This window comes from Devosia sp. 1566, assembly GCF_004005995.1.
In the GTDB taxonomy this organism is placed as follows: domain Bacteria; phylum Pseudomonadota; class Alphaproteobacteria; order Rhizobiales; family Devosiaceae; genus Devosia.
Window position 1 is genome coordinate 1,547,773 of the sequence record NZ_CP034767.1, and the last position, 14,727, is coordinate 1,562,499.

12 protein-coding genes are annotated in these 14,727 nt (G+C 61.1%); 9 read left to right on the forward strand and 3 right to left on the reverse strand.

Annotated features, from left to right (window positions below; all coding sequences use genetic code 11):
- The first annotated feature begins 7 nt into the window (after nt 1-7).
- The gene (gene clpA / locus ELX51_RS07615) at nt 8-2,350 is read left to right on the forward strand and encodes an ATP-dependent Clp protease ATP-binding subunit ClpA (RefSeq protein WP_127752951.1); all 2,343 of its coding nucleotides are present in this window, start codon (nt 8-10) and stop codon (nt 2,348-2,350) included.
- A 150-nt stretch (nt 2,351-2,500) separates the two neighbouring features.
- Here clpA and tyrS read toward each other — a convergent pair whose 3' ends face one another.
- Nucleotides 2,501-3,751, reverse strand: a complete 1,251-nt coding sequence (gene tyrS, locus ELX51_RS07620; RefSeq protein ID WP_127752952.1) for a tyrosine--tRNA ligase — start codon at nt 3,749-3,751, stop codon at nt 2,501-2,503.
- Between the two features lie 39 nt (nt 3,752-3,790).
- On the reverse strand, nt 3,791-4,453 hold the full coding sequence (locus ELX51_RS07625; protein ID WP_127752953.1) for an alpha/beta hydrolase: 663 nt from the start codon (nt 4,451-4,453) through the stop codon (nt 3,791-3,793).
- Between the two features lie 283 nt (nt 4,454-4,736).
- On the opposite strand from ELX51_RS07625, the gene ELX51_RS07630 reads away from it, so the two are divergent.
- The 8 genes from ELX51_RS07630 (at nt 4,737) to ELX51_RS07665 (ending at nt 12,990) form a co-directional block, all read left to right on the forward strand.
- The gene (locus ELX51_RS07630) at nt 4,737-5,885 is read left to right on the forward strand and encodes an aminotransferase class V-fold PLP-dependent enzyme (RefSeq protein ID WP_127752954.1); all 1,149 of its coding nucleotides are present in this window, start codon (nt 4,737-4,739) and stop codon (nt 5,883-5,885) included.
- Between the two features lie 63 nt (nt 5,886-5,948).
- Nucleotides 5,949-7,448: a Fe-S cluster assembly protein SufB gene (sufB, locus tag ELX51_RS07635; protein WP_127752955.1), complete on the forward strand. Its 1,500-nt coding sequence runs from the start codon at nt 5,949-5,951 to the stop codon at nt 7,446-7,448.
- Between the two features lie 70 nt (nt 7,449-7,518).
- A complete protein-coding gene (gene sufC, locus ELX51_RS07640) occupies nt 7,519-8,268 on the forward strand; it encodes a Fe-S cluster assembly ATPase SufC (protein ID WP_127755211.1) in 750 nt (249 codons plus the stop codon).
- An 18-nt stretch (nt 8,269-8,286) separates the two neighbouring features.
- A complete protein-coding gene (gene sufD / locus ELX51_RS07645) occupies nt 8,287-9,480 on the forward strand; it encodes a Fe-S cluster assembly protein SufD (RefSeq protein ID WP_164854795.1) in 1,194 nt (397 codons plus the stop codon).
- A 96-nt stretch (nt 9,481-9,576) separates the two neighbouring features.
- Nucleotides 9,577-10,797 (forward strand): cysteine desulfurase, encoded by a 1,221-nt coding sequence (locus ELX51_RS07650; protein WP_127752957.1) that lies wholly within the window; start codon nt 9,577-9,579, stop codon nt 10,795-10,797.
- 15 nt (nt 10,798-10,812) lie between these two features.
- Nucleotides 10,813-11,214: an SUF system Fe-S cluster assembly protein gene (locus ELX51_RS07655; RefSeq protein ID WP_127752958.1), complete on the forward strand. Its 402-nt coding sequence runs from the start codon at nt 10,813-10,815 to the stop codon at nt 11,212-11,214.
- Nucleotides 11,215-11,267: 53 nt separating this feature from the next.
- On the forward strand, nt 11,268-11,648 hold the full coding sequence (locus tag ELX51_RS07660) for an iron-sulfur cluster assembly accessory protein (RefSeq protein WP_248305281.1): 381 nt from the start codon (nt 11,268-11,270) through the stop codon (nt 11,646-11,648).
- A gap of 73 nt (nt 11,649-11,721) precedes the next feature.
- Nucleotides 11,722-12,990: a 3-phosphoshikimate 1-carboxyvinyltransferase gene (locus ELX51_RS07665; RefSeq protein ID WP_127752959.1), complete on the forward strand. Its 1,269-nt coding sequence runs from the start codon at nt 11,722-11,724 to the stop codon at nt 12,988-12,990.
- A gap of 118 nt (nt 12,991-13,108) precedes the next feature.
- On the opposite strand, the gene ELX51_RS07670 is transcribed toward ELX51_RS07665, so the two are convergent.
- Nucleotides 13,109-14,626 carry a DEAD/DEAH box helicase gene (locus ELX51_RS07670; RefSeq protein WP_127752960.1) on the reverse strand — a complete coding sequence of 506 codons (1,518 nt, stop codon included), beginning with the start codon at nt 14,624-14,626 and terminating at the stop codon, nt 13,109-13,111.
- Nucleotides 14,627-14,727 lie beyond the last annotated feature (101 nt).

Genomic DNA, 14,727 nt, shown 5'->3' on the forward strand with positions numbered 1-14,727 from the left:
ACATCACATGCCATCATTTTCTCGCGGACTGGAAAAAGCTCTGCATCAGGCGATGAACCTGGCGCGCGAGCGTAACCACGAATTCGCTACCCTCGAACACCTTCTGCTCGCCCTGACCGACGATCGAGACACCATTGCCGTCCTTGCGGGCTGCGATGTCGATGTCGACGCGCTCAAGAGCGATCTCGAGGACTTCATCAATGAGGAACTCGACAGCCTCATCGTCGCCAATGGCCAGGACGCTCGGCCCACTGCCGCGTTCCAACGGGTCATTCAGCGCGCCGTAATCCACGTCCAGTCTTCTGGCCGCGAAGAGGTCACCGGTGCCAATGTGCTGGTTGCCATTTTTGCCGAGCGTGAAAGCCATGCTGCTTATTTCCTCGAACAGCAGGATATGAGCCGGCTCGATGCGGTCAATTTCATCAGCCACGGGATCACCAAGTCTGGTCCCAGCGAGGAGCGCAAAGTGCGTGGTGCCGAGGACGGTGAAGGCAATAGCGAAGGCGGGCGGGGCGACAACGCCAAGAGTTCGGCTCTCGCAGATTTCTGCGTGGATCTGAACGCCAAGGCACGAGCAGGCAAGATCGATCCATTGATCGGTCGTGATGCCGAGTTGCGCCGCACCATCCAGGTGCTGTGCCGCCGCTCCAAGAACAACCCGATCTATGTGGGTGACGCCGGCGTGGGCAAGACGGCGATTGCCGAAGGCCTAGCCCGCAAGATCGTTGAGGGCGATGTGCCCGAAGTGCTCAAGGAAGCGGTGATCTACTCGCTCGACATGGGCTCCCTGCTGGCCGGCACCCGCTATCGCGGTGACTTCGAGGAACGTCTCAAGGCCGTGATGAAGGAGCTGGAAAAGCTGCCTCATGCCGTGCTCTTCATCGACGAAATCCACACCATGATCGGTGCGGGTGCAACCTCGGGCGGCGCGCTCGATGCTTCGAATCTCCTCAAGCCTGCTCTGGCTTCCGGCGCGATCCGGTGCATCGGTTCGACCACCTACAAGGAATACCGCCAGTTCTTCGAAAAGGACCGCGCGCTGGTGCGGCGCTTCCAGAAGATCGACGTCAACGAGCCTTCGATCCCCGATGCCATCGAAATCGTGAAGGGCCTGCGTCCTTATTTCGAAGAGTTCCACAAGATCAAGTACACCGACGATGCTCTCAAGGCGGCGGTGGAACTGTCGGCCCGCTACATCAACGACCGCAAATTGCCCGACAAGGCGATCGACGTCATCGATGAAACCGGCGCTAGCCAGATGCTGCTCACCGAGGATCAGCGCAAGCAGGTGATCGATGTCGAGGATATCGAGAACACCATCGCCACCATCGCGCGCATCCCGCCAAAATCGGTTAGCAAGTCCGATGCGGAACTGCTGAGCAGCCTCGAGCAAAGCCTCAAGACCGTGGTCTACGGACAGGATGCCGCCATCACGGCACTGTCCTCCGCGATCAAGCTGGCCCGTGCCGGCCTGCGCGAGCCCGAAAAGCCGATCGGCTCTTACCTGTTCACCGGTCCTACCGGCGTCGGCAAGACCGAAGTGGCCAAGCAACTCGCCGACACGCTCGGGGTGGAGCTGCTGCGCTTCGACATGTCCGAATATATGGAGCGTCACACCGTGTCGCGCCTGATCGGTGCCCCTCCGGGTTATGTCGGCTTTGATCAGGGTGGTCTTTTGACCGACGGGGTGGATCAGCATCCGCATTGCGTCGTGCTGCTGGATGAAATCGAGAAGGCCCATCCGGACCTCTACAACATCCTGTTGCAGGTGATGGATCACGGCAAGCTCACCGACCACAACGGCAAGTCGGTCGACTTCCGCAATGTGATCCTGATCATGACCTCCAATGCGGGCGCTATGGACTTGCAGAAGAGCCCGATCGGCTTTGGCCGCAAGCGCGAAGTCGGGGACGACGAAGAAGCCATCAACCGCATCTTCACTCCCGAATTCCGCAACCGGCTTGATGCGATCATCTCCTTTGCGCCCCTGCCGCGCGAAGTGGTCCGTCGGGTGGTCGAGAAGTTCGTTCTGCAGCTGGAAGGTCAGCTTGCCGAGCGGGGCGTCACCATCAACCTGACCTCGGAAGCCGCTGATTGGCTCGCCGAGCACGGTTACGACGAACGCATGGGTGCCCGTCCTCTGGGTCGCGTCATCCAGGAACACGTCAAGAAGCCCCTGGCCGATCAGGTTCTCTTCGGGGAATTGGTCAATGGCGGCTCGGTGACCGTGGCCGTCGTTGGCGAAGGCGCCGATGCCAAGCTGGAACTGGTCGCAGTCCCACCGCGCCCCGCCAAGCCCAAGGCCCTGCCCAAGCCCAAAAAGCCCAAGGCCACCGCCGATAAGGAGTAATCCTCCAAAAACCCAAAAACAAAGGCCGGGAGCGATCCCGGCCTTTTTGTTTTCAGTGTTCAGGTCAGCCCTTGAGCGGTCACAGCCGCCGGTGTCACCCCGGCCTCGAGCCGGGGTCCATCTCGAGCTCTCAGGGCTTGGTAGCAAGCCCTAAACCGGCTTGATCAACGCATGCCGCTTCTTGCCGACGGACAGCTTGATCACACCCTCGGCGAGCAGCGCGTTTTCGCCCAAGCTCAGCTTGTCGTCCTCGACCACGGTGTCATTGACGCGCACCGCACCTGAAGCCACATGCCGGCGCGCTTCGCCGTTCGAGGCCGCCAGCCCCGCCATCACCAGCGCCGACAAGATCCCGACGCCTCCGTTCAACTCTGCCCGCGACACGGTCGCAGTGGGCAACGACAGGTCGACGGAGCCGGCTTCAAAGGTCGCCTTGGCCGTCGCCGCCGCCTCGTCGGCCGCCTGGCGGCCATGCACGATGGCGGTCACCTCGGTGGCCAGCACCTTCTTGGCCTCATTGATCTCGGTCCCACCAAGCGCTGCCAGTTTGGCAATCTCGTCGAGCGGCAGCCGCGTGAAGATCTTGAGGAACTTGCCAACGTCCGCATCCTCGGTGTTGCGGAAATACTGCCAGAAGTCATAGGGGCTGAAGAGGTCGCCATTGAGCCACACGGCCCCCGAGGCAGACTTGCCCATCTTCTCGCCGCTCGACTTGGTCAGCAGTGGCGTCGTCAGCGCATAAAGCTGCGGTCCACCCATGCGATGGCTGAGGTCAACGCCATTGATGATGTTGCCCCACTGATCCGAGCCGCCCATCTGCAGCACGGTGCCATAGCGGCGGTTGAGCTCGACGAAGTCGTAGCCCTGCATGATCATGTAGTTGAATTCGAGAAAGCTGAGCGACTGTTCGCGATCGAGCCGGAGCTTGACCGAGTCGAAGCTGAGCATGCGGTTGACCGAAAAGTGCCGGCCAACATCACGCAGGAACTCGATATAGTTGAGGTTCAGAAGCCATTCAGCATTGTTAATCATGATGGCTGGATTGTGGCCATCATAGCGCAGAATGTTGCTGTAGACCCGCTTGATGCTCGCGATATTGGCTTCGATCTGCTCGACGGTCAGCAGCTTGCGCTGCTCGTCGCGGAAGGAAGGATCCCCAACCATCGAGGTGCCGCCGCCCATCAAGCTGATCGCCCGATGGCCGGTTTCCTGCAGCCAGTACAACATCGTAACGGTGATCAGGTTACCGATATGGATCGACGTGGCTGTCGCGTCATACCCCACATAGCCAGTGATCGGTCCCTTGAGGGCCAGGGCATCGAGCCCCTCCGGATCGGAAATCTGGTGGATGAAACCGCGCTCATCGAGCACGCGCAGGAAATCAGACTTGAACTTCGACATCAACAAACCGCTTCTTTATCAGGGGCTTAACTCAGCCGCCTAGCGCCCGCCACCCGCGGCAATCTCCTGCCGGCGACGGTCGAGGTAATCGGCGCAACGCGTGGTCAGATCATCGATCTTGCCTTCGAAGAAGTGGTTAGCCCCTTCCACGATCTGCTGCTCGATGGTGATGCCCTTCTGCGTCTTGAGCTTGTCAACGAGCTTCTGCACCGAATTGGGCGGCGCCACGCGGTCCTTGTCGCCATGAATGATCAGCCCCGATGAAGGGCAGGGGGCAAGGAACGAGAAATCATAGAGATTTTCCGGTGGCGCGACCGAGATGAAGCCCTCGACCTCCGGCCGGCGCATCAGCAACTGCATGCCGATCCAAGCGCCGAACGAGAAGCCCGCAATCCAGCAGCCCCGCGATTCCCGGTTGATGGTCTGCAACCAGTCTAGCGCCGCCGCCGCATCGGACAGCTCGCCAATGCCATGGTCGAACATGCCCTGCGAACGGCCAACACCGCGCGAATTGAACCGCAGCACCGCAAAGCCGCGCTCAGCGAACATATAGAAGAGGTTGTAGACGATCTGGTTGTTCATCGTCCCGCCAAACTGCGGGTGCGGATGCAGCACGATGGCGATGGGAGCATTGGGCTCCTTGCCTGGCTGGTACCGGCCTTCCAGGCGGCCTTCGGGGCCATTGAAAATCACTTCTGGCATGACACTGCTTTTCCGGCCGTTTCGGCTCTGTTGATATGGTCTGACGGAGCATCGGTTCTGCAGGGCGCGCGCTTGACTAAGCCCCGCACGCTCCATAAAACATGGCTCGTAAAACCAGTTTAGAATTATTCGAAACTCGTTTTCGCCGGGTTTCCGGCCCGAGAGCGCCCCTTGTAAAGAATGTGGGTGCGCAATTTCAAGAAGTGTTTGGCCCAGACCGTCATCGCGGCCTGCAGGCTCGGCAAGTGAACCATGCTCGGAGGCATGGCTCGAGGGCGAGTTGATGAAACAATCGGCGATCTATCTCGATCACGCTGCCGCCGCGCCATTGCTCCCCGCGGCGCGCGACGCGCTGGTCGCTGCTATTGAGCTTGCGGGCAATCCCTCCTCGGTGCACGGGCACGGCCGCAAGCTTCGCAATCTCATTGAGGCTGCGCGCGACCAGGTCGCGCTACTCGCCGGTGCCGAGCGTCGCCAAGTGGTTTTTACGGGCTCCGCGACGGAAGCCATTACTCAGGCAATTGTCGGTGGCGCGCGTGCTTTTGCCGCAAGTGCGTTGTTGGTGAGTGCCGGCGAGCATACAGCCGTGCTGAAAGCAGCTGCAGCTACAGGGCTGCCGGTGCGGCCCGTTGGCCTGCGGGCCGACGGTCAAATCGATCTTGATCAGCTCGAGGCCCAGCTGGCCCAAGCCGACGCGGCAAACGAAACCCTGCTCGTCGCGCTGCATTGGGTCAACAACGAAACCGGGGTGGTGCAGCCGGTTAGCCGCATCAATGCTCTGGTGGGGCCGACACGTCACGCGCTGTTTATCGATGCAGCTCAGGCCTTTGGCAAACTGCCCCTCGATTTTGCCGCCTCGGCACCCGATATGATGGCTGTAGGTGGTCACAAGATCGGCGCGCCCGCCGGTGTTGGTGCCCTGCTGGTCAAAAGCCATGCTGATGAAGTGCGGCTTATTCCCGGTGGTGGGCAGGAGCAGGGTCGTCGCGGCGGCACCGAAGCTGCGGCGCTGATTGCCGCGTTCGGGGCTGCAGCTTCGGCTTTCCCCGAGCTTTATGCCGCAGCGGACACGTCGGCTCTGGTAAGTCGCCTCGAGAACGGCCTTAACCGAATGGGAGCGGGTGCGGTGGTTTTCGGTGCCGAGCGGATTGGCAGCATCACCAATTTCGCCATTCCCGGTATGGCGAGCGCGACGACCATGATGGCGCTGGACCTGATGGGTCTGTCGGTTTCCTCGGGCTCTGCTTGCTCGTCAGGCAAGGTTTCGAGCAGCCACGTATTGGCCGCGATGGATGTCGCACCGGAACACGCGAGTTGCGCCCTGCGCGTCAGCTTCGGTTGGAACTCGAGCGCGGCCGAGGTGGACGCTCTGCTCGCGGCCCTGGAAACAATCCTGCAGCGCCATCGGGCAAAGCAGGAACACGCGGCCTGAGGCCGCAAGGAATTAGACGGCTCCCGGCGACCTTGAATCGCGGTGGGGCAAAGGAGAAGCGATATGGCCGACTACGACATCCCGACGCTCAAGGAGAACATCGATCGTGAAACCGTCGATCAGGTGCTCGCGCTCGACGTCGACAAATACAAATATGGTTTTGAGACCGAGATCGAGTCCGTCAAGTCGCCCAAAGGCTTGAGCGAGGACACCGTCCGTTTCATTTCGGCCAAGAAGAACGAGCCCGAATGGATGCTGCAATGGCGTCTGGATGCCTATCAGCGCTGGCTCACCATGACCGAGCCGACCTGGGCCAAGGTGCACTATCCTGAGATCGATCTTCAGGACATGTACTACTACGCGGCGCCAAAATCCTCGCCGGCCCCCAAAAGCCTCGACGAAGTCGACCCGGCACTGATCGCCATGTACGACAAGCTGGGCGTGCCCCTGCGCGAGCGTGAAATCCTCGCTGGCGTCGAGCGGCCCGGCATGGCGGTTGATGCGGTTATCGACTCGGTTTCCGTGGTCACCACGTTCCGCGAGGAGCTGAGCAAGGTTGGCATCATCTTCTGCTCGATCTCCGAGGCGATTCGCGAGTACCCCGAGCTGGTGCAGAAATATATCGGCTCTGTGGTCCCCGTCACGGACAACTACTACGCCACGCTCAACTCGGCCGTTTTCACCGATGGCTCCTTCGTCTTCATCCCAAAGGGCGTACGCTGCCCCATGGAGCTGTCGACCTATTTCCGCATCAATGAGCGCAATACCGGCCAGTTCGAGCGGACGTTGATCATTGCCGAGGCGGATAGCTATGTCAGCTATCTGGAAGGCTGCACGGCGCCGATGCGCGACGAGAACCAGCTGCACGCCGCAGTGGTCGAGCTCGTGGCTTTGGAAAATGCCGAGATCAAGTACTCCACCGTCCAGAACTGGTATCCCGGCGACAAGGACGGCAAGGGCGGCATCTACAACTTCGTCACCAAGCGCGGCGATTGCCGTGGCGACAATTCCAAGATCTCCTGGACGCAGGTGGAAACCGGTTCGGCGATCACCTGGAAGTACCCCAGCTGCATCCTGCGCGGCGACAATTCGCGTGGCGAGTTCTATTCCATCGCCATCTCGAACGGCTACCAGCAGGTCGATAGCGGCACCAAGATGATCCACTTGGGCAAGAACACGTCCAGCCGCATCATCTCCAAGGGTATCGCTGCCGGGTTCTCGGACAACACCTATCGCGGCCAGGTTTCGGCGCATGCGAAGGCCAAGAACGCCCGGAACTTCACGCAATGCGACTCCCTGCTGATCGGCGATAAGTGCGGGGCCCATACGGTGCCTTACATCGAGAGCCGCAATGGCACGGCGGTGTTCGAGCATGAAGCCACGACCAGCAAGATCTCCGACGACCAGATGTTCTATTGCCAGCAGCGTGGGCTGTCCGAGGAAGAAGCAGTGGCGCTGATCGTCAATGGCTTTGTGCGCGACGTGCTGCAGCACCTGCCCATGGAGTTCATGGTCGAGACGCAGAAGCTGATCTCGATTAGCCTCGAAGGCAGCGTCGGCTAACCATCATTTCATCCGGGCGGCGCCCAGTGGGCGACCCCGGCCATTCCGGAGAATTGCAGTGACTACCCCCATTCTTGAAATCCGCAACCTGCACGCTCGCATCGAAGATCGCGAAATCCTCAAAGGCGTGAACCTGGTGATCCCTCCAGGTGAAGTGCATGCCGTCATGGGCCGCAACGGCTCGGGCAAGTCGACGCTGAGCTATGTGCTGGCCGGCAAGGAAGACTACGAAATCACGGAAGGCGAAGTTCTGATTGACGGCGAGGATCTCCTTGCCATGGAGCCCGCTGAGCGGGCTGCTGCTGGCCTGTTCCTCGCCTTCCAGTACCCGATCGAAATTCCCGGTGTGGCGACCATGACCTTCCTCAAGGCGGCGCTCAATGCACAGCGCAAGGCGCGCGGGGAAGGGGAACTGTCCACCCCCGATTTCATGCGTGCCGTGCGTCAGGCCGGCGCCGATCTCAACATTGATAGCGAGATGCTCAAGCGCCCCCTCAATGTCGGCTTCTCCGGCGGCGAAAAGAAGCGCGCTGAAGTGCTGCAGATGGCGCTGCTCCAGCCCAAGATGTGCATCCTCGACGAGACCGACTCCGGCCTGGATATCGATGCGCTGCAGGTCGTCTCGAAGGGTGTCAATGCGCTGCGGGCTCCGAACCGCTCCATGCTCGTCATCACCCACTATCAGCGTTTGCTGAACCACATCGTGCCTGATGTCGTGCATGTGTTCTCGGACGGACGGATCGTTGAAAGCGGCGACAAGGACCTGGCGCTTCAGCTTGAAGCCAAGGGCTATGCCGACTTCGATACCGCGGCGGCCTAGATGCGACAGAACCTGCAAATGCGGCTGAGTGCCGCCGAAGAAACTCTAATCGCCCAGCTCAAGGGCGCCGGTGCGGAAGCGGCGGCCGAGCGGATCACTGCGGCTGGCCTGCCGACCCGCCGGGTCGAAAGCTACCACTACACCGATCTTAAGAGCCTGTTGCGGTCCGTGCCGCCACTAGCTGAGGCTGCTAACGCTGCCGAGGCGCCGGCGCTGCGGATTGCTGGGGCTTATCAGGTTACCATCGTCAACGGTCGCGTTCAGGCCGCTCCGGCGGCCCCGGCGGGTGTCGTTGTCGGCAAGTCGGAAGGGGATGTGCTCTCCGCGCGCGATGATGTGCTGGTGCACCTCAACACCGCCCTCGCTCCCGAGAGCCTCAACCTGCATATCGACGGCGTAGTCGAGCAGGTCATCCATATCGATCGGCGTTCGGATGGACCGGCCGCTCATTCCGCGAGCGCGGTGAAGATCTTTGTGGCCGAGAGCGCCAAGGTTACCGTCATCGAGACCTATCTTGGGTCCAACGAAGCTCATATCGGCAATCACGCGACCTTCCTTGCTGTCGGCACCGGCGCCAACGTGACCCACATCACGGTTGACCTGTCGGCCCGCGCCGCGACGCATTTCGCTACCAACCAGTATGAGATCGGGCCAGCCGCCAACCTGCGCACCCTGGCGATCCACTCGGGTGCCGCCTTGTCGAGGACGCAGCTCTTTGCCCGCTTCTCGGGTGAAAATGCCCATGCCGATTTCACCGGCCTCAACCTGGTGGATGACGACAAGCACTGCGACATCACCCTCGACGTGCACCATGCGGTGCCGAACACGACCTCTCAGGAGATGTTCAAGCAGATCGCCCGCGGACGGTCCAAGGCCGTGTTCCAGGGCCGGATCGTCGTGGCTCGCGACGCGCAGAAGACTGACGCCAAGATGATGATGCAGGGCCTGATGCTCTCTGATCAGGCCGAGATCCTCTCCAAGCCGGAGCTTGAGATCTATGCCGACGACGTCGTCTGCGGCCACGGCTCCACCTGTGGTGAGCTGAACGCTGACTGGCTCTTCTACTTGATGAGCCGCGGTATTCCCCGGGCGCAGGCCGAGACCATGCTGGTCCGCGGCTTCCTTGCCGAGGTGCTTGATCCGATCGAGGATGAGGCACTCAACACCGTGCTCAACGGCATTGTGGATGCCTGGCTGCTGAACGGCCACTAGGCCCTGATCCGAGGTGTGACGCAGGACGTGCCACACCTCGTTCGTTATTCGCCGAGATGGGCGAGGCGGGTGCAATGCCCGTACGAAAGCTGAACCATGACCTTCAACCTGCAAAAAGTCCGCGCCGATTTTCCGATCCTGTCCGAGCAGATCCACGGCAAGCGTCTGGTGTTCCTTGATAGCGGCGCCTCGGCACAAAAGCCGGTGCAGGTGCTGGACCGTATGGATCACGCCTTCCGCCACGAATACGCCAATGTCCATCGCGGCCTGCACACACTGGCGAACCGTGCGACCGAGGCCTTTGAGGGCGGTCGCTCCGCCGTGCAAAAGTTCCTCAATGCGGGTCGCGCCGAGGAGATCATCTTCACCCGTTCGGCTACCGAGGCGATCAATCTTGTCGCCGCCTCCTTCGCGGGTCCGCGCATCGGAGAAGGCGACGAGATCGTGTTGTCCATGCTCGAGCACCATTCCAACATTGTGCCCTGGCACTTCCATCGCGAGCGCAAGGGTGCGGTGTTGCGCTGGGTAGATGTTCGCGACGACGGCTCGTTTGATCTTGATGCTTTTGCGGCCTCGCTGACGCCTCGCACCCGCATGGTTGCCATAACGCATATGAGCAATGTCACCGGCACGGTGACGCCCATCAAGCAGATCATCGAGATCGCCCATGCCCGCGGCATCCCCGTGTTGGTTGATGGTAGCCAAGGTGCGGTGCACACTGCTGTCGACGTGCAGGATCTGGATGCTGACTTTTACGTAATGACCGGCCACAAGCTCTATGGTCCGACTGGTATCGGAGTGCTCTACGGCAAGTATGATCTACTCGCGGAAATGCAGCCCTATCAGGGTGGCGGCGAGATGATCGAAACGGTCACGACTGAGGGCGTGACCTACGACGAGCCGCCTCACCGCTTTGAGGCTGGCACCCCACCCATCGTGCAGGCAATTGGTCTCGGGGCCGCGCTGAACTACATGGAAGCCCTTGGTCGCGGTGCCATTGCGTCCCATGAGGCAGAGGTTGCCGCCTATGCCCAGGAACGGCTCAGCCGCATCAATTCCCTGCGCCTGATAGGCACTGCGCCAGGCAAGGGCGGCATCTTCTCCTTCGAGATTGCCGGCGCGCATGCCCACGACGTCGCTACGATCCTTGATCGTTACGGCATTGCGGTACGTGCTGGTACCCACTGCGCCATGCCACTGCTGCAGCGTTTCGGCGTCACCTCTACCTGCCGGGCCTCCTTCGCCCTATATAATGGGACCGATGATGTCGACGCGCTGGTGGATGGCATCGAGCGCGCCCAGAAATTTTTCGCGTAAGCCGCGAGGACACCTATGACCGACCAAGCCGAAGCTACCGCCGTCGACGATACTGCCGAAACCTCCGTGCGGATCAATCCCACGGTTTCTTCCGCTATTCCCGAGGGTGAGGTCGAGCGCATTACGGCTGACCTGATCGCGGCGCTCAAGACCGTGTACGATCCGGAGATCCCGGTGGACATCTATGAGCTGGGCCTCATCTACAAGGTCGATCTGGATGACAACCGCAACCTCACCATCGACATGACGCTGACGGCCCCCGGGTGCCCGGTGGCGGGCGAAATGCCTGGCTGGGTTGAGAACGCCGCCCGCGCGGTGGAAGGGGTTCAGGATGTCACTGTCAACATGGTGTTTGATCCCCCGTGGGATGCCTCCCGCATGAGCGAAGAAGCTCAAGTGGCGTTGAACTGGTGGTAATCTGGGCTGTTAAGGTCTATATATCGTGAAACACCGATAAAGGTCGCTGCCCTATGCCCTTCAAGATCATGTCCTTGAGCGATGCCGCTGCCGAGCGTATCGCCGAGATCATCGAAGACTCTGAAAAGCCGGTTATCGGCTTGCGCGTGGGTATCAAGAACGCGGGCTGCGCTGGTGTGTCCTACACGATGGACTATGTTTCCGAGCCGGTTCCAGGCGACGACCATGTGAGGGACCACGGCGTGGACGTGTGGGTCGACCCCAAAGCTACCATGTATCTCCTCGGCACGGTGATGGACTTTGAGCAGACCAAGATGGGCGCAAGCTTCACCTTCAAGAACCCCAACCAAACCGGCGCTTGCGGCTGCGGTGAGAGCGTCACCCTCAAGCCCGCGGACCTCAAGGCAATCGCCGAAGCGCGGGCCGGAGCCTGACGCGGCTTTGCCGCCGTTGAGCTAAAGGCTGTGGCGATTGCATCGTGACCGCGGATGGCCTAACAGCGGCGTCATGCGCCATCCACTTCCACCCGCCCTCACTATCGTCCCACCAGACCGCCCGCTGACCGGGCATGTTTCGCCCCCCGGCTCCAAATCCATCACCAATCGAGCCTTGTTGCTGGCTGCGCTGGCGAACGGCACCAGCAGGATCACCGGCGCGCTGAAAAGCAAGGACACCGTCTTGATGGCGGCAGCTCTTCGCCAGATGGGCGTCTTTGTGGACGAACCCGATCCAACCACCTTTCTTGTGACCGGTTCCGGGCGGCTTCAGGCCCCAGCGGAACCCCTGTTCCTTGGCAACGCCGGGACGGCGACGCGCTTCCTCACTGCTGCCGCAGCGACGATCAACGGTACTGTCGTTGTCGATGGTGACGAGGATATGCGCCTCCGGCCCATTCGGCCACTGATTGATGCGATGCAGTCCATCGGTATCGATGCATCGGCACCTACCGGATGCCCGCCCGTCACCATCAACGGCACCGGCCAGTTCGGCAAAGGGCGGGTGGAGATCGACGCATCCCTTTCGAGCCAATATGTCTCGGCTTTGTTGATGGCGGCGCCCTTCGGCAATGGCCCAATCGAGGTTGCGCTTGCCGGTGCGGACATTGGTGCGCGCGGATATGTCGATCTCACCCTCGCTGCCATGCGGACCTTCGGCGCTGACGTGGCCGAGCAGGGGGAGGGGGCCTGGGTGGTTCAACCCACCGGCTACAAGGCAATCGACTTCAAGGTTGAGCCTGACGCTTCGGCTGCCACTTACCTGTGGGGCATCGAAGCCCTGACCAAGGGGAGCATCGACCTTGGCGTCGCCGCTGAAGCCTTCACGCAGCCCGACGCTTCCGCCCGCGCCGTGCTCGCGCAGTACCCCGATATGCCCGCAGTGATTGACGGTTCGCAGATGCAGGATGCTGTTCCGACGCTTGCCGTCGTGGCGGCTTTCAACCGGACGCCTGTCCGCTTTGTCGGGATCGCCAATCTGCGCGTGAAGGAAACCGACCGTATCCGCGCGATCGCGAACGAGCTTAACCGTATTCGCCCCGGGTTAGCGGTAGAGGAGGGGGATGATCTTGTGGTCAATGCAGACCCGGGCTTAGCCGGTCAGGCGCTGCCTGCACGCATCGAGACCTATCATGATCATCGTATCGCCATGAGCTTTGCCCTGGCGGGTCTGATGATCCGTAACGTCACCATCATGGATCCCGCCTGCACGAGCAAGACCTATCCCGCTTTCTGGGACATGCTCGAGGGGCTCGGAGTGGAACTCCTTCCCACTACCTAAAGCCGTCGCACCAAAAACGCCATTAGCCCGCAAGTGAAAACTTGCGGGCTAATGGATTCAATCGAAGCATGAAACAGTTTTGGGGTTTCCACCCCGAAGCTGTGTTCGCGGCTCGAGCCTAGCGAGCCGTGGACCGGAGCAGGAACGCCGGGATGGGGCCGTCGGTGCCAAAGGGGGACTGCGGGTCAACGCCGAGGTCTTCGGGCGCAGGCCGACGCGCATTGGGGCGCTGCCTCGACTCGGATTCACCTTGTGACTCGGCCTTTTCACGGCGCCTCGGCCGACGACCGCCGCGGCCCTCCGAGGGCTCAGTAGCAGGCTGTTCCGCTTCAGCAGGGTTAGTTGTTGCGGGTGCTTCAGCCGGCTGTCCGGTCACCTCTTCAGGTGCAGCTGCTTCCGCCTCGGGCCTTGCAGGCCGGCGGCCGCCGCGGCGCGTGCGTTGCGGACGGGTGCGGGTTGTCCCCTCTGTCTCCTCCTCAGAAGCCTCAGGCGCGGACTTCCCGTTCTCGGGCACATCCAGCCATTCGATGGGCTTCTGGATGAGTTTCAGAATGGCATCGAGGTGCTTGCTGTCTGCCGGCGTTACAAAGGTATAGGCCACGCCCGAGCGTCCGGCCCGGCCGGTGCGGCCGATGCGGTGGACATAGTCTTCCGCATGCACGGGGACATCGAAATTGAACACATGGCTGACCGCCGGGATATCGAGGCCACGGGCAGCGACGTCGCTGGCAACGAGCAGCGTCAGGCGATCATTCTTGAAGGCGTCGAGCGTTTCGGTACGGCTCTTCTGGTCCATGTCACCGTGCAGTGCGCCAACACTGAAGCCGTGCCGCTCCAGCGAACGGGCAAGGGTGGCAACGTCGCGCTTGCGATTGCAGAAAATGATTGCGTTGGTGAGGTTTTCGGCCTCCGAAATGCGAGCACGCAGCGAGGCGCGCTTTTCTTCGGGCTTGGACGACACCTTCACCAGCTTCTGGTCGATCGTGTCTGCCGTTGAACTCTGGCGCGAAACCTGAACGTGAACCGGGTCTTTGAGGAACTTCTTGGTCAGGCGCTCGATCTCTTTGGACATCGTCGCCGAGAACAACATGGTCTGGCGCCGAGCGGGCAGCCGCGAGCAGATTTTCTCGATGTCGTCGATAAAGCCCATGTCGAGCATGCGATCGGCTTCATCGATGACGAGGATTTCAACGCCCGTCAGCAGAATGCGGCCGCGATCGATCTGATCAAGCAGGCGTCCTGGCGTGGCGATCAGGACGTCCACGCCGCGGTCAAGCTTCTTGTTCTGGTCTTCAAACGAAACGCCGCCGATAATCAGGGCCATCGTGATGCGGTGGTTCTTGCCGTACTTCTCGAAGTTTTCAGCGACCTGGGCGGCCAGTTCCCGGGTGGGCTCAAGGATCAGCGTGCGCGGCATGCGGGCGCGAGCACGGCCGTTTTCCAGCAGCGTCAACATGGGAAGCACAAAGGATGCCGTCTTGCCGGTACCTGTCTGGGCGATGCCGATCAGGTCCTTCTTTTCCAGCAAATGCGGGATCGCCTGGGCCTGAATTTCGGTCGGCTTGGTATAACCTGCGGCGGTCACCGCGTCGGTGACCTTGGTTGACAGGCCAAGCCCGGAAAAATCGTCGCTCAAATTCGGTCGTTCCACTCAAAAGTTTGCCCGCTGCCAAATCCGTTCGAACTGCTCGAAACGGTGCATCGGGAATGGTGTCGCACCGGTTCCTAGAACCGGAA